This window comes from Pseudomonas sp. JR33AA, from assembly GCF_021378985.1.
Lineage (GTDB): Bacteria > Pseudomonadota > Gammaproteobacteria > Pseudomonadales > Pseudomonadaceae > Aquipseudomonas > Aquipseudomonas alloputida.
Genome location: NZ_JAJSAW010000001.1, coordinates 205,337 through 229,014, shown reverse-complemented (window position 1 = coordinate 229,014; position 23,678 = coordinate 205,337). Strand labels below are relative to the sequence as shown.

The following is a 23,678-nucleotide window of genomic DNA, read 5'->3' as shown; positions in this document are numbered from 1 at the left end:
TGAGATCGAGCGCAGATAATGTTGTGCCGATCACCTGTCAGCCCAAATCCAATTCCAAGCCAAGCACCCATAAAAAAAAGGAGAGCCGAAGCTCTCCCTTTTCGTCAACAACCCTCAGCCTCAGCCAATGGTCATCAGACTTGCATTACCACCCGCCGCTGCAGTGTTCACACTCACCGCGCGCTCGATGACCAGGCGCTCCAGCGCAATCTGGTGATCACCGCTGGACAGCCCGTGTACCCCAACGATCGCCCCGGCACGCTTGGCCACCTGCTGGCATACGCCGCGCAACTGGTCCGAGTCGCCATGATGGATCACCGCGTCGAACGCCACGTCATCCTTGTTCCAGTCCGCGACCAGCTTCACCTTGGCCTGCAGCTCACGCGGCAGGCGGGCGCGCAGGGCCTTGCCCGGTTCACCGTCAACCCACACCGCCGAGCTGCCAACGGCCAGTACTGCGGCGAACTGCGCAAGCAGGTCGGTTTCGTTGTCGGCCAGGCACAGCACGTGTTCACGCGGCAGAATGGTGTAGCTGTTGCGCTCGCCGGTCGGGCCAGGCAGCAGGCGGGCGATGCCGCTCTGCGACTGGCTGGCGAACTGGCTGCACAGCGCGGCCAGGTCGGCCAGCTGGTTGTTCTCGGCCCAGGCCTTCAGGCCGTGCAGCGGCTTGACCAGCTGTTCGTGCAGGGTGCGGTCCGGCTTGCCTTCGCCGTCCTGCTGCTGGAAGTGGCGGCCAATGGCGTCGGCCGGGCGGGTCGACAGCAGGCGGTACAGGTACAGCGGGCCGCCGGCTTTCGGGCCGGTGCCAGACAGGCCTTCACCACCGAATGGCTGCACGCCCACCACTGCACCCACAATGTTGCGGTTGACGTACATGTTGCCGGCGTTGGCGGTTTCCACCACCTTGGCGATGGTCTCGTCGATACGAGTGTGCACGCCGAGGGTCAGGCCGTAGCCGGAGTTGTTGATCTGCTCGATCAGCTGGTCCAGGTTGCGGCGGTTGTAGCGCACCACGTGCAGCACGGGGCCGAAGATTTCGCGCTTCAGCTCGTCGAAGCTGTCCAGCTCGATCAAAGTTGGCATGACGAAGGTGCCGCGCTTGATCTCGGCAGCATCGGCAATGGCGACCTGGTAGACCGAACGGCCTTTCTCGCGCATGCCCTGGATGTGCTTCTCGATGCCGGCCTTGGCTTCGGCATCGATCACCGGGCCGATGTCCACGGCCAGGCGGTCCGGGCAGCCCAGGCGGCTTTCAGCCATGGCGCCCTTGAGCATTTCGATCACGCGGTCGGCGGAGTCTTCCTGCAGGCACAGTACGCGCAGGGCCGAGCAACGCTGGCCGGCACTGTCGAAGGCCGAGGACACCACGTCGATCACGACCTGTTCGGTCAGTGCCGAGGAGTCGACGATCATCGCGTTCTGGCCGCCGGTTTCGGCGATCAGCGGGATCGGACGGCCCTGGTTGTCCAGGCGGCCAGCGACGTTGCGCTGCAGCAGGCGGGCCACTTCAGTGGAGCCGGTGAACATCACGCCTTTGACGCGTTCGTCTCCGACCAGGCCGGCACCGACGGTTTCACCGCGGCCTGGCAGCAGCTGCAGCACGCCTTCTGGGATGCCAGCTTCCAGCAGCAGGCGCACAGCCTGGGCGGCGATCAGCGGGGTTTGCTCGGCAGGCTTGGCCAGTACCGGGTTGCCGGCAGCCAGGGCTGCGGCCACCTGGCCGGTGAAGATCGCCAGCGGGAAGTTCCATGGGCTGATGCACACCACAGGGCCCAGTGGGCGGTGGGCGTCGTTGCTGAAGTCGTTACGTGCCTGCACCGCGTAGTAGCGCAGGAAGTCCACGGCTTCACGCACTTCGGCGATGGCGTTGGCGAAGGTCTTGCCGGCCTCGCGGATGAGCAGGCCCATCAGCGGCTGGATCTCGGCCTCCATGAGGTCGGCGGTGCGCTCCAGAATGGCAGCACGCTCGGCTGGCGGGGTGGCCTGCCAGATCGGCGCGGCGTTCAGTGCGCACTGGATGGCGTTGTCCACGTCGGCAACGGTGGCCTCCTGCACATGGCCGACCACGTCGCGGTGGTCAGCCGGGTTCAGCACCGGTGCGGCAGCGCTCTCGCTGGCGGCGCAGGCCAGCAGCGGGGCAGCCTTCCAGTCATTGTGAGCGGTGGCCAGCATGGCGCAGGACAGCGATGCCAGGCGGTGTTCGTTGGCCATGTCGATGCCGGCCGAGTTCGCCCGCTCAGTGCCATACAGATCGCGCGGAAGGGGGATGCGTGGGTGCGGCAGGCCGATACTGCCTTCCTGGGTACCCATGCGTTCGATGCTGGCCACCGGGTCGGCGACCAGTTCCTGGATGGAAATCGAGTGGTCGGCGATGCGGTTGACGAACGAGGTGTTCGCGCCGTTTTCCAGCAGACGGCGCACCAGGTAGGCCAGCAGCGTTTCATGGGTGCCGACCGGTGCATACACGCGGCACGGGCGGTTCAGCTTGCCATCGGCAATCTTGCCGACCACTTGCTCGTACAGCGGCTCGCCCATGCCGTGCAGGCACTGGAACTCGTACTGGCCCGGGTAATAGTTCTGCCCGGCAATGTGGTAGATGGCCGACAGGGTGTGGGCGTTGTGGGTGGCGAACTGCGGGTAGATGGCTTCTGGCACGGCCAGCAGCTTGCGGGCGCAGGCGACGTAGGACACGTCGGTGTACACCTTGCGGGTATAGACCGGGTAGCCTTCCAGGCCTTCGACCTGGGCGCGCTTGATCTCGCTGTCCCAGTAGGCGCCTTTTACCAGGCGGATCATCAGGCGGTGGCGGCTGCGCTTGGCCAGATCGATGACGTAGTCGATTACGTACGGGCAGCGCTTCTGGTAGGCCTGGATAACGAAGCCGATGCCGTTCCAGCCAGCCAGGGAGGGCTCGAAGCACAGGCGTTCGAGCAGGTCCAGCGACAGCTCCAGGCGGTCGGCTTCTTCGGCGTCGATGTTAAGGCCGATGTCGTACTGCTTGGCCAGCAGGGTCAGCGACAGCAGGCGCGGGTACAGCTCTTCCATCACGCGCTCGTACTGGGCCCGGCTGTAACGCGGGTGCAGTGCCGACAGCTTGATCGAGATGCCTGGGCCTTCATAGATGCCACGGCCATGCGAGGCCTTGCCGATCGAGTGGATGGCCTGCTCATAGGACGCCAGGTACTTCTGCGCGTCGTGCTCGGTCAGTGCGGCTTCGCCGAGCATGTCGTAGGAGTAACGGAAGCCTTTGGCCTCGAAACGGCTGGCGTTGGCCAGGGCTTCGGCAATGGTCTCGCCGGTGACGAACTGCTCACCCATCAGGCGCATGGCCATGTCGACGCCCTTGCGGATCATCGGCTCGCCGCTCTTGCCGATGATGCGGGTGAGCGAGGAGGTGAGGCCGGTTTCGTTATGGGTGCTGACCAGCTTGCCGGTCAGCAGCAGCCCCCAGGTGGCGGCGTTGACGAACAGTGACGGGCTGTTGCCCAGGTGCGGCTGCCAGTTGCCGGTACTGATCTTGTCGCGGATCAGCGCATCACGGGTGCCTTTGTCGGGGATACGCAACAGGGCTTCGGCCAGGCACATCAGCGCCACGCCTTCCTGAGACGACAGCGAGAATTCCTGCAGCAGGCCCTGAACGATGCCGGCACGGCCGCCGGCGCTTTTCTGATTGCGCAGTTTTTCGGCAATGCCCGCGGCCAGCTTGTTGGTGGCTTCGGCCAGTGGCGCGCTCAGGCGCGCCTGCTCCAGCAGCATCGGCACCACTTCCTGCTCGGGGCGGCGGTAGGCGGCGGTGATCGCCGAGCGCAGTACCGACTGCGGCAAGATGCTTTCGGCAAATTCGAGGAAGCACTGGTGGCTGTGGTCGGCCTGGACTTCACCGGCATCGTCGGCCAGGTTGCTGACATGACCGTTGAGTTCGGTCAGGGTGGCACCACCCTCGAGCTTCTCCAGGTAGTTGAAGATCGCTTGCTTGATCAACCAGTGCGGCGTGCGGTCAATGGACTGCGCAGCTGCTTTGAGTCGCTCACGGGTCGGGTCGTCGAGTTTGACCCCAAGGGTGGTAGTCGCCATTTCTTATCCTCGTTATTGCCACGGCTGTGGCCTAAGCTGGCGTCAAGAGTATCTGTAGGACAATTCGGGTGCAACCAGGTGCAACCCTAATTTTTCGTGTAGAAGGTGCAACTCGTCCGACGGTTATTCCCATACCCTGAAAAGGGGCGTTTTCGGTGCGGTTTATTCTGAAAAAACGGTTTTTTACTCCCGAAAGGAGCAAGAAGCGGGCTTTGTCGGAAAATGCACGGGAAGGTGCAACTTGCAAAAGAAAAATGGTTGCACCTTCTTTGCGTTGTTGCATAGCATTCGCCGCCTGGGTGCAACCGCCATCGCTGTGGTTGCGCATGATAAAAACAAACGCCAGGGCACACGCATGGGCAATCCACTAACGATCACCTTCGTGATCTACATCGCAGCAATGGTGCTGATCGGCTTCGCCGCCTATCGCGCTACCAACAACCTTTCCGATTACATTCTGGGCGGTCGCAGCCTGGGTAGCGTGGTTACCGCGCTGTCTGCCGGTGCCTCCGACATGAGTGGCTGGCTGCTGATGGGCCTGCCCGGTGCCATCTACTTCGCGGGCCTGTCCGAGGCCTGGATCGCCATCGGTCTGACGGTGGGTGCCTACCTGAACTGGCTGTTCGTGGCCGGCCGGCTGCGCGTGCAGACCGAGCACAACGGTGACGCGCTCACCCTGCCGGACTACTTCTCCAGCCGTTTCGAAGACAATACCGGGCTGCTGCGTATCATTTCCGCCATCGTCATCCTGGTGTTCTTCACCATCTACTGTGCGTCCGGCATCGTAGCCGGTGCCCGTCTGTTCGAGAGCACCTTCGGTATGCCGTACGAAACCGCATTGTGGGCTGGTGCAGCGGCGACCATCGCCTACACCTTCGTGGGTGGCTTCCTGGCGGTGAGCTGGACCGATACCGTACAGGCTTCGCTGATGATCTTCGCGCTGATCCTGACTCCGGTAATCGTGCTGATCTCCACCGGTGGCTTCGACCAGACCTTCGCCGCTATCGAGGCGGTGAACCCGGCGAACTTCGACATGCTCAAGGGTGCCACCTTCATCGGCATCATTTCGCTGATGGGCTGGGGCCTGGGTTACTTCGGCCAGCCGCATATCCTGGCGCGCTTCATGGCCGCTGATTCGGTGAAGTCGATCGCCAAGGCGCGCCGCATTTCCATGACCTGGATGATCCTGTGCCTGGCGGGTACCTGCGCCGTTGGCTTCTTCGGCATTGCCTACTTCTCGGCCCATCCTGAACTGGCAGGCCCGGTAAGCGAGAACCACGAGCGTGTGTTCATCGAGCTGGCCAAGATCCTGTTCAACCCATGGGTTGCAGGTGTCCTGCTGTCGGCCATCCTGGCCGCAGTCATGAGTACCCTGAGTTGCCAGCTGCTGGTGTGCTCCAGTGCATTGACCGAAGATTTCTACAAAGCCTTCCTGCGCAAGAATGCTTCGCAGCTCGAGCTGGTGTGGGTCGGCCGTCTGATGGTGCTGGCCGTGGCCCTGATCGCCATCGCCATGGCCGCAAATCCGGAAAACCGCGTGCTGGGCCTGGTGGCCTATGCCTGGGCAGGCTTCGGTGCCGCCTTCGGCCCGGTGGTGCTGATTTCGGTGCTGTGGAAAGGCATGACCCGTAACGGTGCGCTGGCCGGTATCGTGGTGGGGGCGCTGACGGTGATCCTGTGGAAGAACTTCGACACCCTCGGGTTGTACGAAATCATCCCGGGCTTCCTGTTCGCCAGCATCGCCATTGTTCTGGTGAGCAAGCTGGGCAGCCCTTCGCAGGCGATGGTCAAGCGCTTCGAAGCGGCTGATGCGGCGTATCACGCCGACAAGTAACACCCGTTGAATGGGCGGCGCCTGCTTTGCGGGTGCCGCCAATCAGCAGCCAGGCCTGACTCCGCCTGCAAGGCAAGGTAAACTTGCCGCCTTCGCAGGAGTTGCCATGAACTATCGTCACGCCTTCCACGCCGGCAACCACGCCGACGTCCTCAAACACATCGTGCTGACCCGCCTCATCGCCCTGATGTCGCGCAAGGAGCAGCCGTTCGCCTATATCGATACCCACGCAGGGCTCGGCCTGTACGACCTGCAGGGCGACCAGGCAAGCCGTACCGGCGAGTACCTGGAAGGCGTAGCCCGCCTGTGGAATCGCGATGACCTGCCGGCCATGGCCGACGACTACCTGCGCATCATCAAGCGCCTGAATGCCGATGGCGAGCTGCGCTACTACCCGGGTTCGCCCGAACTGGCCCGTCGCCTGATGCGCCAGCAGGACCGCGCCCTGCTCAACGAGAAACACCCCGAAGACGGGCCGCTCCTCAAAGAAAACATGAAAAAAGACCCGCGCGTGACCGTGCACCTGGGTGAAGGCTGGCATGTGCCGCGGGCCTTGCTGCCGGTGCAGGAAAAACGCGCGATCATGCTGATCGACCCGCCGTTCGAGCAGGCCGATGAGCTCAAGCGCTGCACCACTGCCATGAAAGAGGCGATCGGCCGCATGCGCCAGACTGTTGCGGCCATCTGGTACCCGATCAAGGACCAGCGTTCGCTGACCCGCTATTACCAGGACCTGACCAGCACCGGCGCGCCGAAACTGTTGCGGGTTGAGCTGTATGTGCATCATCAGGACAGCCCTCAGGGGCTGAACGGCTCTGGCCTGGCCATCGCCAACCCGCCGTGGGGGCTGGAGGATGAGCTTAAAGAGCTGCTGCCATGGCTGGCCAAAGAGCTGGCACAGACCGCCGGTAGTTACCGCATGGACTGGCTGATCGCCGAGTAACCTGTAGGCGCGGGTTTACCCGCGAACACCGGCTATGCCGGTGCCATCCACCGCGTTGCCTGCTTCGCGGGTGAACCCGCTCCTACAAGGGGGCGGTGTGCCTCCAATGTTTGCGTTATAATCCCGCCCTTTAGTCGCCACCCGCCCAAGCGGCCGCTGGCGCATTTCTACCGAATGAAGAGGCTAATCCCTTGGCATTGACGATTCTTGGCCTGTCCGGCGCCCTTAGCCATGACCCTTCCGCGGCCCTGTACATTGACGGCAAGCTGATTGCCGCCGCCGAAGAAGAGCGCTTCGTGCGTGACAAGCATGCGAAGAACCGCATGCCCTACGAGTCGGCAAAGTTCTGCCTGGAACAAGCAGGCATCAAGCCGTCCGACGTCGACGTGGTAGCCATCCCGTTCGCCCCGATCAGCCTGTTCGGCAAGGCGCGGTGGCACTATGCCAAGCGCTATTGGTACGCCCCGGATCGTGCACTCGATGCCATCCTGATGGGCAACCGTCGCTACAAGCGCTATCGCAAGAAGATCGTCTGGTGCCTGGAGCAGCTTGGCTTCGACCCGAAAAAGGTCAAGATCGAGCCCGTCGAGCACCACCTGGCTCACGCCTCCAGTGCCTATCACTGTTCGGGCTTCAAGGAAAAAACCGCAATCCTCGGCATCGATGGCAAGGGCGAGTACGCCACTACCTTCTTTGGCTACGGCGAAAATGGCAAGATCCACAAGATCAAGGAATTCTTCGACCCGGACTCGCTGGGTGGCCTTTACGGTGCCATCACCGAGTTCCTTGGCTTCGAAATGCTCGACGGCGAGTTCAAAGTCATGGGCATGGCGCCGTATGGCGACGCCAGCAAGTATGATTTCTCACGTCTGGCCAGCTTCGAAAACGGCGAGTTGGTCATCAATACCGAGTACGCCAACGTTATCGGCCTGCGCCGTTACAAAGAGAAGGGCAAGGGCTTCTACTTCTCGCCAAAGCTGATCGAATGGCTGGGCCCAAAGCGCGAAGGCGACATCGCCGACGAGCCGTACATCCATTACGCCGCCAGCATGCAGGCGCTGTTCGAGAAACTGGCGCTGCAGATGATCGACCATTACCTGGGCGACACCCTGCGTGAAACCGGCAAGCTGGCCTTCGCCGGCGGCTGTGCGCTGAACGTCAAGCTCAACCAGAAGATCATCGCCCGTCCGGACGTGAAAGAGCTGTTCGTCCAGCCAGCCTCCGGCGACGCCGGGACTGCCGTTGGCGCCGCTGCCTACGTTTCCCACGCCCGGGGCGTTCCGGTCGAGAAGATGGAGCACGTCTACCTCGGGCCGTCGTACTCCAACGAAGACGTGATCGCCGCCTGCGCCCGTCATCCGAACCAGCCAAAGTGGCGCAAACTCGAGAACATGCCGCAGCAGATCGCCCAGATCATGGTCGATGGCAACCCGGTCGCCTGGTTCCAGGGTCGCATGGAGTTCGGGCCGCGTGCCCTGGGTGGCCGCTCGATCATCGGCTGCCCAAGCGTGGAAGGCGTGGCTGACCGCATCAACCACCAGATCAAGTTCCGCGAACGCTGGAGACCTTTCTGCCCGTCGATGCTCGACACTGTCGCCCCGCAGATGATCAAGGTCGACCATCCCGCGCCGTTCATGACCTTCACCTTCGAAGTGGCTGAAGAGTGGAAAACCCGCGTGCCGGAAGTGGTGCATGAGGACGGCACTTCGCGTGCCCAGGTGCTCAAGCGCGAGTACAACCCGCGCTACTACGACATGATGAAGGCATTGGAAGACCTGACCGGTAACGGCGTGTCGCTGAACACCTCGCTGAACCGTCGTGGTGAACCGATGATCTGCTCGCCGACCGATGCCCTGAACATGTTCTTCGGCTCGGACCTGCAGTACCTGATCATGGAAGACATCCTGGTTGTGAAGGACGGCGCGGCCCCGTATGACCAGCCGCTCTGAACCGCGCATCCTGCAGTTCTGCCATGGCTATGACGGGCCGTTCCTGGACTGCGCCCGTCAGTACGCCAGCCTGTTTCAGGGGCGTGGGTACCAGGTCACCACGGTGTTCCTCACTGGCGCCGCTGACGCGCAGGTAGCGGCTGGCTGTGCGTCGGACGAGGTGCTGTTCCTTGAGTTCAGTTCCAAGGCCGTGCGTGGCCTGAAACTCGGCGCCATCCGCGCGTTACGGCGCATTGCGGCCGAGCGCAATTTCGCTTTCTGCATCGCCCATCGCTTCAAGCCGATCTACGTTGCCCTGCTGGGGACCGGCCTGCCAGTGATTGGTGTGCACCATGCCTTTGGCGACTATCAGCGCAAAGGCCGCCGCCTGTTCGCGAACCTGTTCAGCAAGCGTCTGAGCCTGCTGGGTGTTTCGGACGCGGTACGTGACGATATGCGCCGCTGCTTGCCGCAGTGGCCGGCCGAACGCATCCAGACCCTGTACAACCGTATCGACATCGACGCCCTGCAAGCAGCCCTGGTGCCGCGCGCTGACGCACGCCAGGCCTTGGGCCTGGATGCTCAGGCGTGGATCGTCGGCAATGTTGGGCGCCTGCACCCGGACAAGGACCAGGTCACCCTGTTGCGCGGTTTCGCCCAGGCACTGCCGGGGCTGCCTGCTGGCGCCCGCCTGGCGATCCTCGGCAAGGGGCGCCTGGAGGCCAGGCTCAAGGCGTTGGCCGCCGAGCTTGGTATTGCCGGGCAAGTCGACTTTCTTGGCCAGGTACCGGATGCGCGCCGTTACTTCCAGGCGTTCGACGTGTTTGCGTTGAGTTCCGATCACGAGCCGTTCGGCATGGTCCTGCTCGAAGCGATGGTTGCCGGTGTGCCGGTGTTGGCCACGGCCTGTGGCGGTGCCCGCGAAGTGGTCGAGGGCGTTGGCGTGCTGTTCCCGCTGGGCGACGCCGCGCAGTTGGCCCAGGGCCTGAAGCACATGGCCGAACTGGACGCCGAGCAGCGCCAGGCCTGTGCCAGGCACATGCTGCAGCGCCTGCGTGAGCGTTTCTCTGACCAGGCGGTGCGCGAGGCCTTCTGGCAACTCCCGCAGGTGCGCGCGTTGGTGGGGCAGGCCTGATGTTCAATCGTATCCAGGCCTTCCGCGAACGCGGTTGGCAAGCCATTGATGCCGAGGCTTATGCCCAGGCGTGGGCGCGCTTCGGCGGCAGTGTCGCCACCCATCCGCGGGTGGTCGAGCAACTGGCGGACCTGGCACAGATCCCAGTGCGTTACCTGGGCTGGCACCAGGCCGGCGAGCTGAAGGCCGCCATCCCGACCTGGGGGCGTCACCTGGCGTTGTCCAAGGACGTGCTGAAGCGTGCTGGCAAGAAAGCCCTGTTCGACCTCGGCAATGCCGAAATCATCCTGCCGGCGGCGGCCGATGCCGCTGCGCCGCTGCGCCATACCGTGCGTTACCTGTCCGAACTGAACCAGGGCCGCTTCAACGGCCTCAAGGCGCAGAAGGAGCAGTTGGCCATGGCCCGGGCGCCTGAAGACCTGTCGAAGAAGTTCCGCTACAACCAGCGCCGTGAGCTTCGCCTGCTGGAAGAGGCGGGTGGAGTGGTACGCCCGATCAGCGACTTCAGTGCTCAGGAAATCGCCAGTATGTACTGCGACCTGTTCCTGCGCCGCTGGGGGTTTCCTGCCACCGGCGCCGAGCGTATGGCCGATGTGCTGGGCCGCCTGCGCGAGCTGCTGATTGGCTCGGTGCTGCTGCTGGACGGTAAGCCGATAGCCATCCAGCTGGTGTACCGAGTCGAAGCGCCGGAATGGATTAGCGTCGAGTACATTAACGGCGGTGTCGACCCTGAAACCAAGGCCTTCAGCCCAGGCAGCGTGCTGAGCTTCCTCAATACCCAGGCTGCCTGGGAAGATGCCCGGGCGCGCAACAAGCCGCTGCGGTTCTCGTTCGGCCGTGCTGACCGGGAATACAAGGACCGCTGGTGCAGCCCTGTGCCGGTGTATCAAGCGTGAGCCGCAAGCAGCAGTTGCTCAAGCGCCACCGGCGCAACAAACGCCTGGGGCTGCTGGCGGGGCTGGTTGTGCTGATCGCCCTCGGTGTATTCGGCTGGTGGTGGCTGCCACTGCTGTTGTTGCCGCTGCTCTGGGCTGCCCATGAGGCCTGGTTTGCCGACCACCTGTTCTATGCACCGGGCGAGGACTATGCCTACGACTTTGGCGATCAGGTGCAGCAGGTTCCTGCCAGCCTGCACGATGGCTGGCTCAAGGCTGAGTGCACGTTGCAAGGCGACGAAACCCTGGTGCTCGAACTGCGGCTAAAAAGCAGCTGGTTGGGGCGCTTTCTCGACCCACGGGTCGAGCTGCTGGCTGGCGGACTGGCCGATCGGCAAACGTTCGAGCGTGGCGTCGATGGCGTGCGCTTCCTTAACCTGACGGGTCTTGCTGCGCCACTGCAGGCCGGCACGTTGCGCCTGCACGGCCGGCATTGCCGGCTGCAGGGGCAGTTGCGCCTGTGGATAACCCCCTCGGTCGAGCTGCAGCGGCGCCGGGTCATGGTGATCGCGCCACATGCCGACGACGCCGAGTTGGCGGCGTACGGTTTGTACAGCCAGGCCAACGAAAGCTGGTTGGTGACGCTGACCGCTGGTGAGATAGAGGCCGAACACTATCAGCAGATGGGCCTGGCAAAGGCCGAGGCCGCGCGCCTGAAGGGGCGCCTGCGTGCCTGGGACAGCATCGTCGTGCCGCGTTGGGCCGGGGTGCCGGAGTCGCATTGCATCCAGCTGGGCTACTTTTGCCTGCAGTTGCCTGCCATGCAGGCCGCACCCGACCAGCCGGCTGCCTCACGTGAAGCCGACCTGGCCGATATCCGCGTGTTCCGCCAGTTCAACCCGTTCCCTTTACCGGGTGACCGTGATGGTGCACCCACCTGGCACAACCTGCTGGCCGACCTGCGTGCCTTGCTGGAACGGGCCAAGCCAGAGGTGCTGGTGATGCCGCACCCGCAGCTAGACCCCCATCCGGACCATATCTGCGCTCAGGCGGCGGTGCTGGAAGCCCTGCAAGGGATGGCCTGGCAGCCACAAACCTTGCTGTGTTACGCCAATCACCTGCACGATAACGACCGCTGGCCGATGGGTGACAGTGGCGATGGCGTTGCTTTGCCGCCGCAATTGAGCGCTGCCCAGGCCTGGGCACCCTGCAGCCTGGTGCTGGACTGCGCGACCCAGCGCGACAAGGCCATGGCCCTGGGCATGATGCACGACCTGCAGCCGCCGGCACCGTTCAAGCGCCGCCTGCGCCGCCTGCTGCAACGCTGGCTTGCCGGGCGACAGCCATCGCCTTATGGGGAGAACGAATTCTTCCGCAAGGCCGTGCGCCGGCACGAACTGTTCTGGCGGCGTGAGCTGTAAGCACGCCCCATGGTTGACCGCGAAGGCGCAGAGCGCCCAAGGAAAGCAATGAAAGTCCTATTTCTGGTGCAGAAGGAACAGCGGGCGATTCTTGACCGCCTGTACGATGGCGTCGCGGCCAACTGCGAGTGCGACCTGCGCTGGCTGACCAGCCAGGATCAGCGCAATCTGCGCCGTTACTTCAAGCGTGAGGTACAAGTCGAGCGCTATGACCGCATCGTGTTCTTCCTGCGTTTCAAGCAGGAGATCCGTCAGGTGGCCTTCATCCGCACGGTGCCGAACCTGGTGATTCTCGAGCACGACGCCTACCAGAACTACATACCGTGCAAGTACACCGGCAAATTCAGCGCTCATTACCGTCAGTTGCCATGGGCGCGGGTGATCAGCTCCGGCTACATGGTCAGCGAGCGCTTGCGCCAGGAAGGTTTCGACGCGGTGTTCGTGCCCAAGGGCTATGACGAGCAGTTGCTGGCCGATCAAGGGCGAGAGCGTGATATCGAGCTGGCCTTTGTCGGCAGCGTCAACAGCGTGGCCTACAGCGGCCGCAAGGCACTGCTGGACGAGTTGGGGCAGGTCGAGAACCTGCTGGTAACCCGTACCAAGTCGGGCGAGGACTACTGCAACACGCTCAACCGTATTCGCTTCTTCGTCAGTGCCGATGTCGGCATGGGCGAGTACATGATCAAGAACTTCGAAGCCATGGCCTGTGGCTGTGTGTTGCTGGCATACGACCAGGGCGAGGAAGAGAACCGTGCGCTGGGCCTGCAGGACATGCACAACGTGGTGTTCTATGACAACATCCCGACCCTTCAGGAAAAACTCCGTCGCTTGCGCGCAAACCCCGAGCTAGCCCGGCAGATTGCAGAAAATGGCCGCCATCTGGCGGTTTCCCGTTTTAGTTTCGGCGCCGTTGGACGTAGCATCGTCGACCACATGCGCCCGGCGCTCAGGCCCCATCCGCCATTGTCTGCATGGCAGCGGCTGCGTCTGAAGCTGGGCATCTAAACAAGAGCTTTCACGCCCAGGAGCGGGTTGTTGAAGGCCGATAGTCGTAATGCGGAGGGAATCCGGTGCGCTTTTCAAATGAGAGTGACGTCACGCTCGTCGTGACCAGTTGTGGGCGGTTCGATCTGCTCAAAGACACCCTTGAGAGTTTCGATCGCTACAACACCGCGCCCATTCGCGAGGTATTCATCACCGAAGACTCTGGCGACGATGCTGTGCATGCCGCTGTGCCGGCGCACTGGAAGCCGCACTGCAAGGTGTTCGTCAACCGGCCCAAGCTTGGCCAGTTACCGTCTATCGACCTGGCCTACAGCCAGGTCAAGACGCCATACATTTTTCACTGCGAAGACGACTGGCAATTCTATCGCCAAGGCTTTGTCGAAGACTCGCAGGCCATCCTGGATGTCAGCCCCAACCTCTTGCAGGTCTGGTTGCGCAGCCATGCCCACGACCTGGCCATCCACAGCCCGTACATTCATTTGGGCGATCGCCAGGTGATCGCCGGGGTGCCGTGTTATCCGCTGCTGTCCGACAAGGCCGAGTGGCAGGCGTTTTCGCTCAACCCTGGGCTGCGCCGATTGAGCGATTACCAGCGCTGTGCGCCATTTGCCGCCTATGCTGGAGAAAAGGCGCTTTCCCGTCGCTACGCTGAGTTAAATCTGACAGCGGTCACCTTGGAGGGTGACGCAGTATTGCACACTGGATTTGGCAATCACGTGACCTTGCCCATCGAGGTGGAGCGCAAGGCCAAGCGCCGTCAACGTGATCGGATGAAACTGGCATTGACGCTGGTTGCGGGTGCCCTGATCGGCATGGGAATCACCATTTTTGTTCAATGAAGTCGCTGTCCCACCTGACATGAGCGGGAGAGGGCCCATGAACATTGTCAATATGATGTGGGCGGGTGGAACGCCTTACATGTCCATCCACAAGGTGCATCGGCAGGTTTTGTCGAACGCGGGTGCCGATGCCCGGATCAGTAACTGGCTGCTGCTGGGGAGCGGGCTCTGCTGTGGGCTCGGTTCGACCCGGGAATGGCATATGCCCTCACGTGCGCTCAAAGGGCGGCACGTGTGGCGCTTGCTGCGTCCGTGGCTGCGCATGCGCTTGCGCAAGGCATTGACCGAGGCCGGGGCAGACGTTGTGCTGCTCGACGGTATTGGCGTCGCCCGGTTGGTGCTGCCGTTGTTGCAGCGCATCGCGCACGTGCGTGCCAAGGTACTGTTCCATGGCAAGACGCGTTTGCATGCCAGTGATATCCGCTTGTTGCAGATGTTTCCGTCTGAGCGTCTGAGTATCGCGGCGGTGTCACAGACGTTGGCCGAGTCGCTGGAGCGTGACCTGGGCAGGCCGGTGCAGACGCTGCGCATGGCGCTCGACCCGCGTGCATTCGTCGAACCTTTGCTGAGCCGGGACCAGGCCAGGCAGGCGCTGAAGTTGCCTCAGGGCGCACAGGTGATGCTGGGTGCGGTAGGGCGATTGGTCGAGAGCAAAGGCTTCGAAATGCTGATCGAGGCATTCGCCAGGGCCAGTGCACGGCAACCGGGCTTGCAGCTGGCGATCGTTGGCGAGGGGCCGCAGCATGCCGTGCTGCAGCAGCGTATCGACGCGTTGGGCCTGGCCGATCGCGTTCATCTGCGCGGCCACCGCGAAGACCTGCAGCAGTTGTATCGGGCATTCGACTGGCTATTGGTACCTTCGCGTTCCGAAGGCCTGGGGTTGGTGGTGCAAGAGGCGGTGATGGCCGATGTACCGGTGGTGTGCAGCGACCTGGAGGTGTTCCGCGAGCAGTTGCGCGACACGGGTGGCTACCTGCCGGTTGCCGACGAAAGCGCCTGGGCTGAGGCGATCGAGCGCTGTGCGGCGCTCAGTGCATCGACGATCGCCGGGAAGCAGCGCCAGGCACTGGCACCGGAGCAGGCCTGGCAGGCGTTCTGCAGCGGTTCGCAGAGCCTGCTGCGCAGTTGACGCTCAGCGTGTCAGCAAGGCTGCCTCGAAGGCGGCAAGGGGGAACCGGTCGCCCAGTTTCTCCCGCTCGATATAGCGCACCATGTGCTGCACATTGCGTCGAATCATACGGGCTGACAGTGGCGGGCGCAGAAAGCGCATGTCGGCCACGTCGATCAAGCCCAGACGCTGGTCGGGGGTGACTACCACATTGCCCAAGTGCAGTGAGCGGAAGTAAACGCCGCTGTGGTGCAACTGGCGGATCAGTTCGATCAGGCGTGGCAGGTAAGTGTCCCAGCTGAAGCCGTCATCGCGCGACATCTGCAGCAGCGTCCGCCCCGGTAGCGGGCGATACAGCACCGCCGTGCGGCCCGGCAGGTCCAGCTTGTGCTGGCTGATCACTTGGAGGGTAGGGATGCCCAGTTGCGCCAGGCGCGCGGCGTTATCGACGAAGCGCTGCGAGTAAGGCCGTAGCAGCGCAGATGAAATCAGCCTTTTCCTACGAAAAACCTTGAGGAAATTTCCATCTGTGAGCAGGTAGACTTTGGCGCCATGGCTGTCTGCCTCAAGCACCTGTGCGCCGAGTGTCAGCTGATCGAAGTCGACCTGGGTGAGCCGGGAGCATTGCATGAATAGAGCCTTGTCGTCTGGCGAGCAAAATGACCGGCAATAATGCCGAAAATAATGCTGTAGCACCATGGATGGTGTTTCTGATTCATCGGGGGAAAGGATGTTGTATCAAAAAAACTGGGCACAAGCGTGGTTAGGTTTGGGCCTGGTCTGGTTCCTGGCGGCGATTGCCCTTGCACCCAGCAATAAGGTTTATCAGCAAGGTCTGGTGTTGTTCTTATGGTTGCCAACGCTGGTATTGGCCTGGTCGGCCCGAGGTGTGCTGGTACAGGCCTGGAGGCGGCAACCGGCGCTGTGGGGGAGTGTGCTGCTGCTGTTGGCCTGGAGCGGCCTGAGCCTGGCATGGTCGCCTGCCGAGGAGCCCATGCGCGAGGTCAAGCGCTTGCTCTACATCCTGGTGTTCCTGCTGGCGTTTCCGCTGTTGGCCCAGCTTGGCCAAGCCCGCATTCGTCAGTTATTGCTGCTTGGCAGCGCGCTGCTGGCCATCGCTGCGTTGGTCTCCATCATAAAGTTCTATGGGTTGCAGGGTGCGCCTCTGCTGTTCAGGCTGACGGGTATCGGCGAAATATCCCACCCCATCCTGGGGGCCTATGTCATTGGTTCGGCCGTGCTCCTGATGCTCTACGAGCCTCCTCGGCGACTTGGTTTGCAATTGTTGTGGCTGGCAGCATTGGCTTGCCTGGGGGGCTTCGCCATGCTCAGCCAGAGCCGTGGTGCGGTTTTGGCACTGGTGAGTACCGTGGTGATGGCGCCGTTGTGGTTCCGTGATCGCCACAGCCGGTTATTCTCTGTTCTGGCACTGCTTGCCACCGGCCTGGCCTTTTTGGCCATGTACGACGTTATCGCCCAACGGGGCTCATCCTATCGGCCGGAAATTTTCCATGCCGTGGTCGAGATGATTGCCGCGCACCCTTGGGCGGGTCTTGGCCTGGGGACTGATTACGAAGTGATCGCCGTGGGCATGCACTTCGATCATACCCACAACATGTTCACCCATGTTGCCGTTGAAATGGGCTTGCCCGGCATGTTGCTGTGGGTAATGGTATGGCTGCTTACGCTGGGCGAGATCGTGCGCGCCCGTGGCACCCTGTTCGGCAAGGTCCTGCTGGGCTTATGGGTCTACTCGACCCTGGCCATGCAGTTTGATGCCGCCAGCCTCACCGGTACGCCACGTGCCGAATGGTTCATCAGCTGGCTGCCGGTGGGCCTTGCCATGTTGCTGCCATGGGGGCGTGCCGAAAATGACGCCTGTGGTAAAATTGCCGGTTCAACCTGAACAGCGAGCTCGATAATGGCCGAAACACCGCGACCAGCGGAGCACACCTCCAGCCTGAAGATCTACTTCCGGCTGTTGAGCTATGTGAAACCCTATGTCGGCATTTTCCTGCTGAGCATTGTCGGTTTCGTGATCTTTGCCTCGACCCAGCCCATGCTGGCCGGCATTCTCAAGTACTTCGTCGATGGGCTGAGCAACCCCGAAGCGGTGTTGTTCCCCAACGTCCCCTACCTGCGTGACCTGCAATTGCTGCAGGCGGTGCCGCTGCTGATCATCCTGATCGCTGCGTGGCAGGGCCTGGGCTCATTTCTCGGCAACTATTTCCTGGCCAAGGTCTCTCTGAGCCTGGTGCATGACCTGCGGGTGGCATTGTTCAACAAGCTGCTGGTATTGCCCAACCGCTACTTCGACAACCACAACTCCGGGCACCTGATTTCGCGCATTACCTTCAATGTGACCATGGTCACTGGCGCCGCTACCGACGCCATCAAGGTGGTGATCCGCGAAGGCCTGACCGTGGTGTTCCTGTTTGCCTATCTGCTTTGGATGAACTGGCACCTGACCCTGGTGATGGTCGCCATCCTGCCGGTGATCGCGGTCATGGTCAGCATCGCCAGCAAGAAATTCCGCAAGCAGAGCAAGAAGATCCAGGTAGCCATGGGCGACGTCACCCACGTTGCCTCGGAAACCATCCAGGGTTACCGCGTGGTCCGTAGCTTCGGTGGCGAGGCCTACGAGCAGCAGCGATTCGGCCAGGCCAGCCAGAGCAACACCGACAAGCAACTGCGCATGACCAAGACCGGCTCGCTGTACACGCCGATGCTTCAACTGGTGATCTACAGCGCCATGGCTGCGTTGATGTTCCTGGTACTGTTCCTGCGCGGTGAGTCCACTGCCGGTGATCTGGTGGCTTATATCACCGCTGCCGGCCTGCTGCCCAAGCCGATTCGCCAGTTGTCGGAAGTCAGCTCGACCATCCAGAAGGGCCTGGCAGGTGCCGAGAGCATCTTCGAGCAACTGGACGAACAGCCTGAAGTGGACACTGGTACGGTCGAGAAGGAGCGCGTGGAAGGGCGCCTGGAAGTGCGTAACCTGAGCTTCACTTACCCAGGTACCGAACGTGAAGTGTTGAGTGACATCAGTTTTGTCGCCGAGCCCGGGCAAATGATCGCCCTGGTCGGCCGCTCCGGCAGTGGCAAGTCCACCCTGGCGGCCCTGATCCCGCGTTTCTATCACCACGACCAGGGGCAGATCCTGCTCGATGGCGTGGAGATCGAAAACTATCGCCTGCGCAACCTGCGTCGCCATGTTTCGCAAGTCACCCAGCACGTCACCCTGTTCAACGATACTGTGGCCAACAACATCGCCTATGGCGATCTGGCTGGCGCGCCGCGCGCAGACATCGAAGCCGCCGCGGCCGATGCCTATGCCAAGGAATTCGTCGACCGGTTGCCAAAGGGCTTCGATACCGAAGTGGGTGAGAACGGTGTACTGCTTTCCGGGGGCCAGCGCCAGCGCTTGGCAATTGCCCGTGCGCTGCTTAAAAACGCACCATTGCTGATCCTCGACGAAGCGACTTCGGCGTTGGATACCGAGTCCGAGCGGCATATCCAGGCCGCCCTGGACCACGTGATGCAAGGCCGTACCACGCTGGTGATTGCCCATCGCCTGTCGACTATCGAAAAGGCCGACCAGATCCTGGTCATGGACCAGGGCCGCCTGGTCGAGCGCGGTACTCACGCCGAACTGCTTGCGGCTAATGGCCATTATGCCCGTCTGCATGCCATGGGGCTGGATGAGCCGGCCAAGGCCGATATCACCTGAACCCTGCTTGATCGGGGCCGTCATGGCCCCGATTGTCACGGGAATTTTCCAGGGATGATCTGGCCATAAAGCCATTGACTACCCTGTGCTAATATCCTGCCCCTGTTCATTATTTTCATATGGGTTGCCCATGAAGTTGTCCATGCCGCGTTTCGATCAAGCCCCGGTACTGGTGGTCGGCGATGTCATGCTCGACCGCTACTGGCATGGCGGTACTTCGCGTATTTCGCCTGAAGCGCCAGTCCCCGTGGTCAAGGTCGATCAGATCGAGGATCGCCCCGGCGGCGCGGCCAACGTTGCCTTGAACATCGCTGCGCTGGGCGCGCCAGCTTCGCTGATCGGCGTCACCGGCCAGGATGAAGCTGCCGACAGCCTGGCCAACAGCCTGCAGGCTGCCGGTGTCCGCTCGGTATTCCAGCGCATCGCGCACCAGCCGACTATCGTCAAGCTGCGGGTCATGAGCCGACACCAGCAACTGCTGCGTATCGATTTCGAAGAGCCGTTCGCCACCGACCCGCTGTCGCTGGGCGCGGAGGTCGACAGCCTGCTCGAAGGCGTCAAGGTACTGGTTCTGTCCGACTACGGCAAAGGTGCACTGAAGAATCACCAAAGCCTGATCCAGGCGGCGCGGGCCAAGGGCATTCCGGTGCTGGCCGACCCCAAGGGCAAGGACTTTTCCATCTACCGTGGGGCCAGCCTGATTACCCCGAACCTCAGCGAGTTCGAAACCATCGTTGGCCGTTGCGTCGATGAGGCCGAACTGGTCGCCAAGGGCTTGCAGTTGCTGCAGGACCTGGACCTGGGCGCCCTGCTGGTCACACGCGGCGAGCATGGCATGACCCTGCTGCGCGTCGGTCAGCCGGCGTTGCACCTGCCAGCGCGGGCACGCGAGGTGTTCGATGTGACCGGTGCTGGCGATACTGTCATCTCCACCCTTGCCGCGGCCATTGCCGCAGGTGAGGACCTGCCCCATGCAGTGGCCCTGGCCAATCTGGCGGCGGGCATTGTGGTCGGCAAGCTGGGTACGGCGGCCATCAGCGCCCCTGAACTGCGCCGGGCCATCCAGCGTGAGGAAGGCTCCGAACGTGGCGTGCTGGGCCTGGAGCAACTGCTGCTGGCCATTGATGACGCGCGGGCGCACAACGAGAAGATCGTCTTTACCAATGGCTGCTTCGACATCCTGCATGCCGGGCATGTCACCTACCTGGAGCAGGCGCGGGCCCAGGGTGATCGCCTGATCGTTGCGGTAAACGACGATGCCTCGGTCAGCCGCCTGAAGGGGCCGGGCCGGCCGATCAACAGCGTTGACCGGCGTATGGCCGTGCTGGCCGGTCTGGGCGCGGTGGATTGGGTGATCAGTTTCCCGGAAGGCACCCCGGAAAACCTGCTGAGTCAGGTCAAGCCGGATGTGTTGGTCAAGGGGGGCGACTATGGCATCGACCAGGTGGTGGGCGCTGATATCGTCAAGGGGTATGGCGGCACCGTGAAGGTGCTGGGGCTGGTCGAGAACAGCTCGACCACGGCGATTGTCGAGAAAATTCGCAAGAACTGATCTGACCTTGGGGCCGCTGCGGCGGCCCTCGGCAGGGGCGGGGTTACCCGCTCCAGCAAGCAGGCGAAAGCGCCTGGGAGGTCACTTGTGCAGCGAGGTGCGGGCCCGCTCCAGCAGCGCTCGCGCCTTGTCGCCAAACCGTTGCAAGTGCGACGCCCGTACGGGCTTGCTTTCCACCAACCCCTGCTGCTTCACCCAATCCTTCCAACGTACCCGTTCATCTGCTACCACCCAGCCTTCCTGCCGGGCAAAACTTTCGGCCAGGTACAGCCCACGCGTACTCGCCGGCACCAGCTCATCCTTTTTCAGCGTGTACAGCTCTGCCAGTGGCTGGCCATCCTTCAATGGCATCAGGTACAGGTCGGGCCGTTTGCGGTTGAGCCGCGCCACCAACTGGTCGCCCTCCAGCCGCTCGTCAACGTGAAACAAGCTGAGTTTCTTGGCGTCCCGCGGCACTTGCAGGCGCATGTCATAGATCAGCTGTAGCGAAGCGGTGGGCAAGTGCACATAGGCCCGGGGGCGCTCCAGTAGCATCAGCGTGCCGCAATGCACCGGGCGTGCGGCACCGGACTCGGGTGCCAGTACGAAGTGTGGTGTTTCGCGGTAGTGCAGGGCGGCGGCGTAGGGTACGGGCAGCCAGGTGTCGTTGAAGCGCCCGCCCAGCCAACCCTCCGGGGTTTCCAGCAGGCACTCCTCGGCCACTTCCTGTACGGCCGTGTGCAGCGGCAGGTTCAGCTCCTGCGCCGGTACATAACCGGAAATCAGTTTCAGCACCACATCGCCACGGTCTTGTCGGCGCTGACGCACCAGTACCCAGTAATCGCGGTTCTGCCAATGCAACGTGAGGCGCACCGACACGCCCAGGTTGGCCAGTTCGACCACGAAGCGTTGTGCGTCGGGTAACTGGATGGCCTTGCGCCGTTGCTGGGTCTGGGCAAAGTTCAGCGGCATGCCGATACTTTGGTAAATCAAGCCTTCGGGCGTGGCCTCGACATGCAGTGGCAGTGTCTTGAAGTTGCTCGGGTTCTTGCGGATCAGCGTTCGCGCCACGAGGCTCCTCCTTGCGTCGGGTCAGTCTCCAGGCCCTGAGTCGGGGGCCTGAGGTAACTCAATGCTGGCCCAGAATACGGGCGACGGTGGCCACGTTGTGGGCCAGGTGCAATGGGTTGATGGTGCCGACAATAGCACTGCTGACGCCCGGGTGGGCGAACAGCAGCTCGAAGCTGGCCTGCACCGGGTCGACGCCCGGGGCCAGGCAGATATGCCCGCTCGCCAAGGCCTTCTTTACCAGGATGGCCTTGCCGTGTTCGGCAGCGTAGTCCAGCACCGGGCGTTCTGCCTGTTCGTTGAGGTTGTAGGTGACCATGGCGCAGTCGCCTTGCTCCAGCGCCTTCAGGCCGCCGGCGACGGTCTTGCCGGACAGCCCGAAACCGAGGATCTTGCCCTCCTGCTTGAGTTCGGCCAAGGTCTGGTAGACCTCCTGCTGTTCGAGGATGGCCAGGTCGTTGCCGTCGGAATGCACCAGCACCAGTTCGATGCGGTCGGTTTCGAGCCGGCGCAGGCTGCGTTCCACCGAGCGCCGGGTGTGGGCGGCGCTGAAGTCGAAATGCGACAGGCCTTCCTCGAACTCTTCACCGACCTTGCTGACGATTACCCATTCATCGCGTTGGCCGCGCAGCAGCGGGCCCAGGCGCTCTTCGCTGCGGCCATAGGCCGGGGCGGTATCGATCAGGTTGATGCCAAGCTCGCGGGCCTGGGCCAGTAACAGGCGGGCTTCCTCATCGCCGGGAATCGTGAAGCCAGTGGGGTACTTCACGCCCTGATCGCGGCCCAGCTTGACTGTGCCGAGGCCCAGTGGGGAGACCGTGAGGCCGGTGCTGCCCAGCGGGCGGTGGAAGTCGTGCAGGGTTGGCAGGCTCATGGCAGCGACTGCTCCCAGGCCGGTACGCTCAGTGGCGGGCGTGGGAGGTCGGCCAGGTCGGGCTGTGCTTGTGGACGAATGCCGTCGCGCTCCAGGTGGCTGATCACCCGGTCGCTGAAGTCCGGTGCCAGCGCCAGTTTGGTCGGCCAGCCCACCAGCAGGCGCTGCTGGTCGGCAAGGAAGGCGTTGTCCGGGCGTACCAGGCCGGATTGTGCTGGTTCAGCGCGGTCGACGCGCAATGTAGCCCAGCGCACCAGGCTCTGATCGACCCATGGCAGCAGGCTGGCAATTTCCTTCTGTGCTGCAGCAATCTGCGCTGCAGGCTCGCGCGCCACGCCATCCGCTTCCGCCAGGTCCCCACCGAGGTACCAGACCCACTGGCCATCGGCGGCCGGATGGGTGGTCACCGTTACCCGCGGCTTGGGCCCGCCGCCGAGGCAGTGGGCGTACAAAGGTTTGAGGTTCGGGCCCTTGGCCATGACCATGTGCAGCGGGCGGGTTTGCATGGCCGGCTGATCCAGACCCAGCGCCTGCAGCAAGCCTTCGGTGCCGGCCCCGGCGCTCAACACGATGCGCTGGGCACGGATTTCCCGGTCGTCCACGCGCAGGCCGACCAACGCATTGCCTTCACGCAAGGGTTCGATGCGTTCACCTGCCAGCAAGGACTCGCCGGCCAGCTCGGCTAGGTTGGCCAGTAGGCTCGGGACATCGACCACCAGTTCCGCCAGGCGGTACACCTTGCCCTTGAATGCGCGGTCCTGCAGTGCCGGTGGCAACTGGTCACCCTTGACCTGGTCGACCCGGCCGCGCACGGCCTTGCTGGCGAAGAAGCTTGTGAGGTTGCCGGCCAAGGTGCCCGGCGACCACAGGTAGTGGGCATCGGAGAGCAGGCGGGTGCGCCCGAGGTCGAGTTCGCCGTTGCCGGCCAGGGCCTCGCGCCAGCGGCGCGGCATGTCGGCGATGGCTTCCGAGGCGCCGGTCAGGGCGCCGTGCAGGGCGTATTTGGTGCCGCCGTGGATGATGCCCTGCGACTTGATGGTCTGCTCGCCGCCAAGGCTGGCGCGCTCCACCAGCACTGTCGAGTAGCCCAGGCGGCGCAGGCGGGCATTGAGCCAGAGGCCTGCGACCCCGGCGCCGACGATCAGCACGTCAGTGGAAATGGCAGATGGCATGGCGGTACCTCGAAGACTGGGACAGCTGGCAAGTATACAGGGTCGGGCACAAGGGGGATCGTGTGAGGGCTAATAGAGGCCCGCCTTGAGGTTTTTTGCGCTTGTGAGATCCAGCGCCGCCCGCGCGGCGCATCGCGAGCA

17 protein-coding genes are annotated in these 23,678 nt (G+C 62.9%); 12 read left to right on the top strand and 5 right to left on the bottom strand.

Annotated features, from left to right (window positions below; translation table 11 throughout):
- Positions 1-120: 120 nt before the first annotated feature.
- Positions 121-4,074, bottom strand: coding sequence for a trifunctional transcriptional regulator/proline dehydrogenase/L-glutamate gamma-semialdehyde dehydrogenase (putA, locus tag LVS58_RS01040; protein WP_233689538.1), 3,954 nt, complete (start codon positions 4,072-4,074; stop codon positions 121-123).
- A gap of 355 nt (positions 4,075-4,429) precedes the next feature.
- Between putA and putP the strand changes: the two genes are divergently transcribed.
- The 9 genes from putP (at position 4,430) to LVS58_RS00995 (ending at position 15,183) form a co-directional block, all read left to right on the top strand.
- The gene (putP, locus tag LVS58_RS01035; RefSeq protein ID WP_233689537.1) at positions 4,430-5,908 is read left to right on the top strand and encodes a sodium/proline symporter PutP; all 1,479 of its coding nucleotides are present in this window, start codon (positions 4,430-4,432) and stop codon (positions 5,906-5,908) included.
- Between the two features lie 106 nt (positions 5,909-6,014).
- Positions 6,015-6,851 (top strand): 23S rRNA (adenine(2030)-N(6))-methyltransferase RlmJ, encoded by an 837-nt coding sequence (locus tag LVS58_RS01030; RefSeq protein WP_010955521.1) that lies wholly within the window; start codon positions 6,015-6,017, stop codon positions 6,849-6,851.
- A 191-nt stretch (positions 6,852-7,042) separates the two neighbouring features.
- Positions 7,043-8,800, top strand: a complete 1,758-nt coding sequence (locus LVS58_RS01025; protein ID WP_003249431.1) for a carbamoyltransferase family protein — start codon at positions 7,043-7,045, stop codon at positions 8,798-8,800.
- The gene (locus LVS58_RS01020) at positions 8,784-9,914 is read left to right on the top strand and encodes a glycosyltransferase (RefSeq protein WP_233689536.1); all 1,131 of its coding nucleotides are present in this window, start codon (positions 8,784-8,786) and stop codon (positions 9,912-9,914) included. The genes LVS58_RS01025 and LVS58_RS01020 overlap by 17 nt, the downstream gene beginning before the upstream one ends.
- Positions 9,914-10,810: an antimicrobial resistance protein Mig-14 gene (locus LVS58_RS01015; protein ID WP_233689535.1), complete on the top strand. Its 897-nt coding sequence runs from the start codon at positions 9,914-9,916 to the stop codon at positions 10,808-10,810. The genes LVS58_RS01020 and LVS58_RS01015 overlap by 1 nt, the downstream gene beginning before the upstream one ends.
- Positions 10,807-12,210, top strand: a complete 1,404-nt coding sequence (locus LVS58_RS01010) for a PIG-L deacetylase family protein (RefSeq protein ID WP_233689534.1) — start codon at positions 10,807-10,809, stop codon at positions 12,208-12,210. Before LVS58_RS01015 ends, LVS58_RS01010 begins: the two co-directional genes overlap by 4 nt.
- Before the next feature lie 48 nt (positions 12,211-12,258).
- On the top strand, positions 12,259-13,215 hold the full coding sequence (locus LVS58_RS01005) for a glycosyltransferase family protein (protein WP_003249439.1): 957 nt from the start codon (positions 12,259-12,261) through the stop codon (positions 13,213-13,215).
- Between the two features lie 65 nt (positions 13,216-13,280).
- On the top strand, positions 13,281-14,054 hold the full coding sequence (locus LVS58_RS01000) for a glycosyltransferase family 2 protein (RefSeq protein ID WP_012053878.1): 774 nt from the start codon (positions 13,281-13,283) through the stop codon (positions 14,052-14,054).
- 37 nt (positions 14,055-14,091) lie between these two features.
- A complete protein-coding gene (locus LVS58_RS00995; protein WP_233689533.1) occupies positions 14,092-15,183 on the top strand; it encodes a glycosyltransferase in 1,092 nt (363 codons plus the stop codon).
- A 3-nt stretch (positions 15,184-15,186) separates the two neighbouring features.
- Here the strand turns inward: LVS58_RS00995 and LVS58_RS00990 are convergent, their stop codons facing one another.
- Entirely contained in the window at positions 15,187-15,792 is a 606-nt protein-coding gene (locus LVS58_RS00990) for a toluene tolerance protein (RefSeq protein WP_233689532.1), read from the bottom strand.
- A gap of 100 nt (positions 15,793-15,892) precedes the next feature.
- Here LVS58_RS00990 and LVS58_RS00985 point away from each other — a divergent pair, with 100 nt between their 5' ends.
- The 3 genes from LVS58_RS00985 to hldE all read left to right on the top strand — a co-directional run bounded on the left by LVS58_RS00985 (position 15,893) and on the right by hldE (position 20,444).
- A complete protein-coding gene (locus LVS58_RS00985) occupies positions 15,893-17,068 on the top strand; it encodes an O-antigen ligase family protein (RefSeq protein ID WP_233689531.1) in 1,176 nt (391 codons plus the stop codon).
- A gap of 15 nt (positions 17,069-17,083) precedes the next feature.
- Positions 17,084-18,892: a lipid A export permease/ATP-binding protein MsbA gene (gene msbA, locus LVS58_RS00980; protein WP_233689530.1), complete on the top strand. Its 1,809-nt coding sequence runs from the start codon at positions 17,084-17,086 to the stop codon at positions 18,890-18,892.
- Between the two features lie 130 nt (positions 18,893-19,022).
- Entirely contained in the window at positions 19,023-20,444 is a 1,422-nt protein-coding gene (gene hldE / locus LVS58_RS00975; protein WP_233689529.1) for a bifunctional D-glycero-beta-D-manno-heptose-7-phosphate kinase/D-glycero-beta-D-manno-heptose 1-phosphate adenylyltransferase HldE, read from the top strand.
- Between the two features lie 81 nt (positions 20,445-20,525).
- Here hldE and LVS58_RS00970 read toward each other — a convergent pair whose 3' ends face one another.
- Genes LVS58_RS00970 through LVS58_RS00960 form a run of 3 tightly spaced genes read right to left on the bottom strand, consistent with a single transcriptional unit; the run spans position 20,526 to position 23,537 of the window.
- On the bottom strand, positions 20,526-21,494 hold the full coding sequence (locus LVS58_RS00970) for a metal ABC transporter ATPase (RefSeq protein WP_233689528.1): 969 nt from the start codon (positions 21,492-21,494) through the stop codon (positions 20,526-20,528).
- A gap of 58 nt (positions 21,495-21,552) precedes the next feature.
- Positions 21,553-22,365, bottom strand: coding sequence for an aldo/keto reductase (locus tag LVS58_RS00965; protein ID WP_233689527.1), 813 nt, complete (start codon positions 22,363-22,365; stop codon positions 21,553-21,555).
- Positions 22,362-23,537, bottom strand: a complete 1,176-nt coding sequence (locus tag LVS58_RS00960) for an NAD(P)/FAD-dependent oxidoreductase (protein WP_233689526.1) — start codon at positions 23,535-23,537, stop codon at positions 22,362-22,364. The genes LVS58_RS00965 and LVS58_RS00960 overlap by 4 nt, the downstream gene beginning before the upstream one ends.
- Positions 23,538-23,678 lie beyond the last annotated feature (141 nt).

Excerpts from the sequence above, each read along its gene's own strand:
- putP (WP_233689537.1), top strand. The coding sequence starts at position 4,430 with ATGGGCAATCCACTAACGATCACCTTCGTGATCTACATCGCAGCAATG.
- msbA (WP_233689530.1), top strand. The coding sequence starts at position 17,084 with ATGGCCGAAACACCGCGACCAGCGGAGCACACCTCCAGCCTGAAGATC.
- hldE (WP_233689529.1), top strand. The coding sequence starts at position 19,023 with ATGAAGTTGTCCATGCCGCGTTTCGATCAAGCCCCGGTACTGGTGGTC.
- LVS58_RS00990 (WP_233689532.1), bottom strand. The coding sequence starts at position 15,792 with ATGCAATGCTCCCGGCTCACCCAGGTCGACTTCGATCAGCTGACACTC.
- LVS58_RS01030 (WP_010955521.1), top strand. The coding sequence starts at position 6,015 with ATGAACTATCGTCACGCCTTCCACGCCGGCAACCACGCCGACGTCCTC.
- putA (WP_233689538.1), bottom strand. The coding sequence starts at position 4,074 with ATGGCGACTACCACCCTTGGGGTCAAACTCGACGACCCGACCCGTGAG.
- LVS58_RS00965 (WP_233689527.1), bottom strand. The coding sequence starts at position 22,365 with ATGAGCCTGCCAACCCTGCACGACTTCCACCGCCCGCTGGGCAGCACC.
- LVS58_RS00985 (WP_233689531.1), top strand. The coding sequence starts at position 15,893 with ATGTTGTATCAAAAAAACTGGGCACAAGCGTGGTTAGGTTTGGGCCTG.
- LVS58_RS01015 (WP_233689535.1), top strand. The coding sequence starts at position 9,914 with ATGTTCAATCGTATCCAGGCCTTCCGCGAACGCGGTTGGCAAGCCATT.
- LVS58_RS01005 (WP_003249439.1), top strand. The coding sequence starts at position 12,259 with ATGAAAGTCCTATTTCTGGTGCAGAAGGAACAGCGGGCGATTCTTGAC.
- LVS58_RS01020 (WP_233689536.1), top strand. The coding sequence starts at position 8,784 with ATGACCAGCCGCTCTGAACCGCGCATCCTGCAGTTCTGCCATGGCTAT.
- LVS58_RS00995 (WP_233689533.1), top strand. The coding sequence starts at position 14,092 with ATGAACATTGTCAATATGATGTGGGCGGGTGGAACGCCTTACATGTCC.
- LVS58_RS00960 (WP_233689526.1), bottom strand. The coding sequence starts at position 23,537 with ATGCCATCTGCCATTTCCACTGACGTGCTGATCGTCGGCGCCGGGGTC.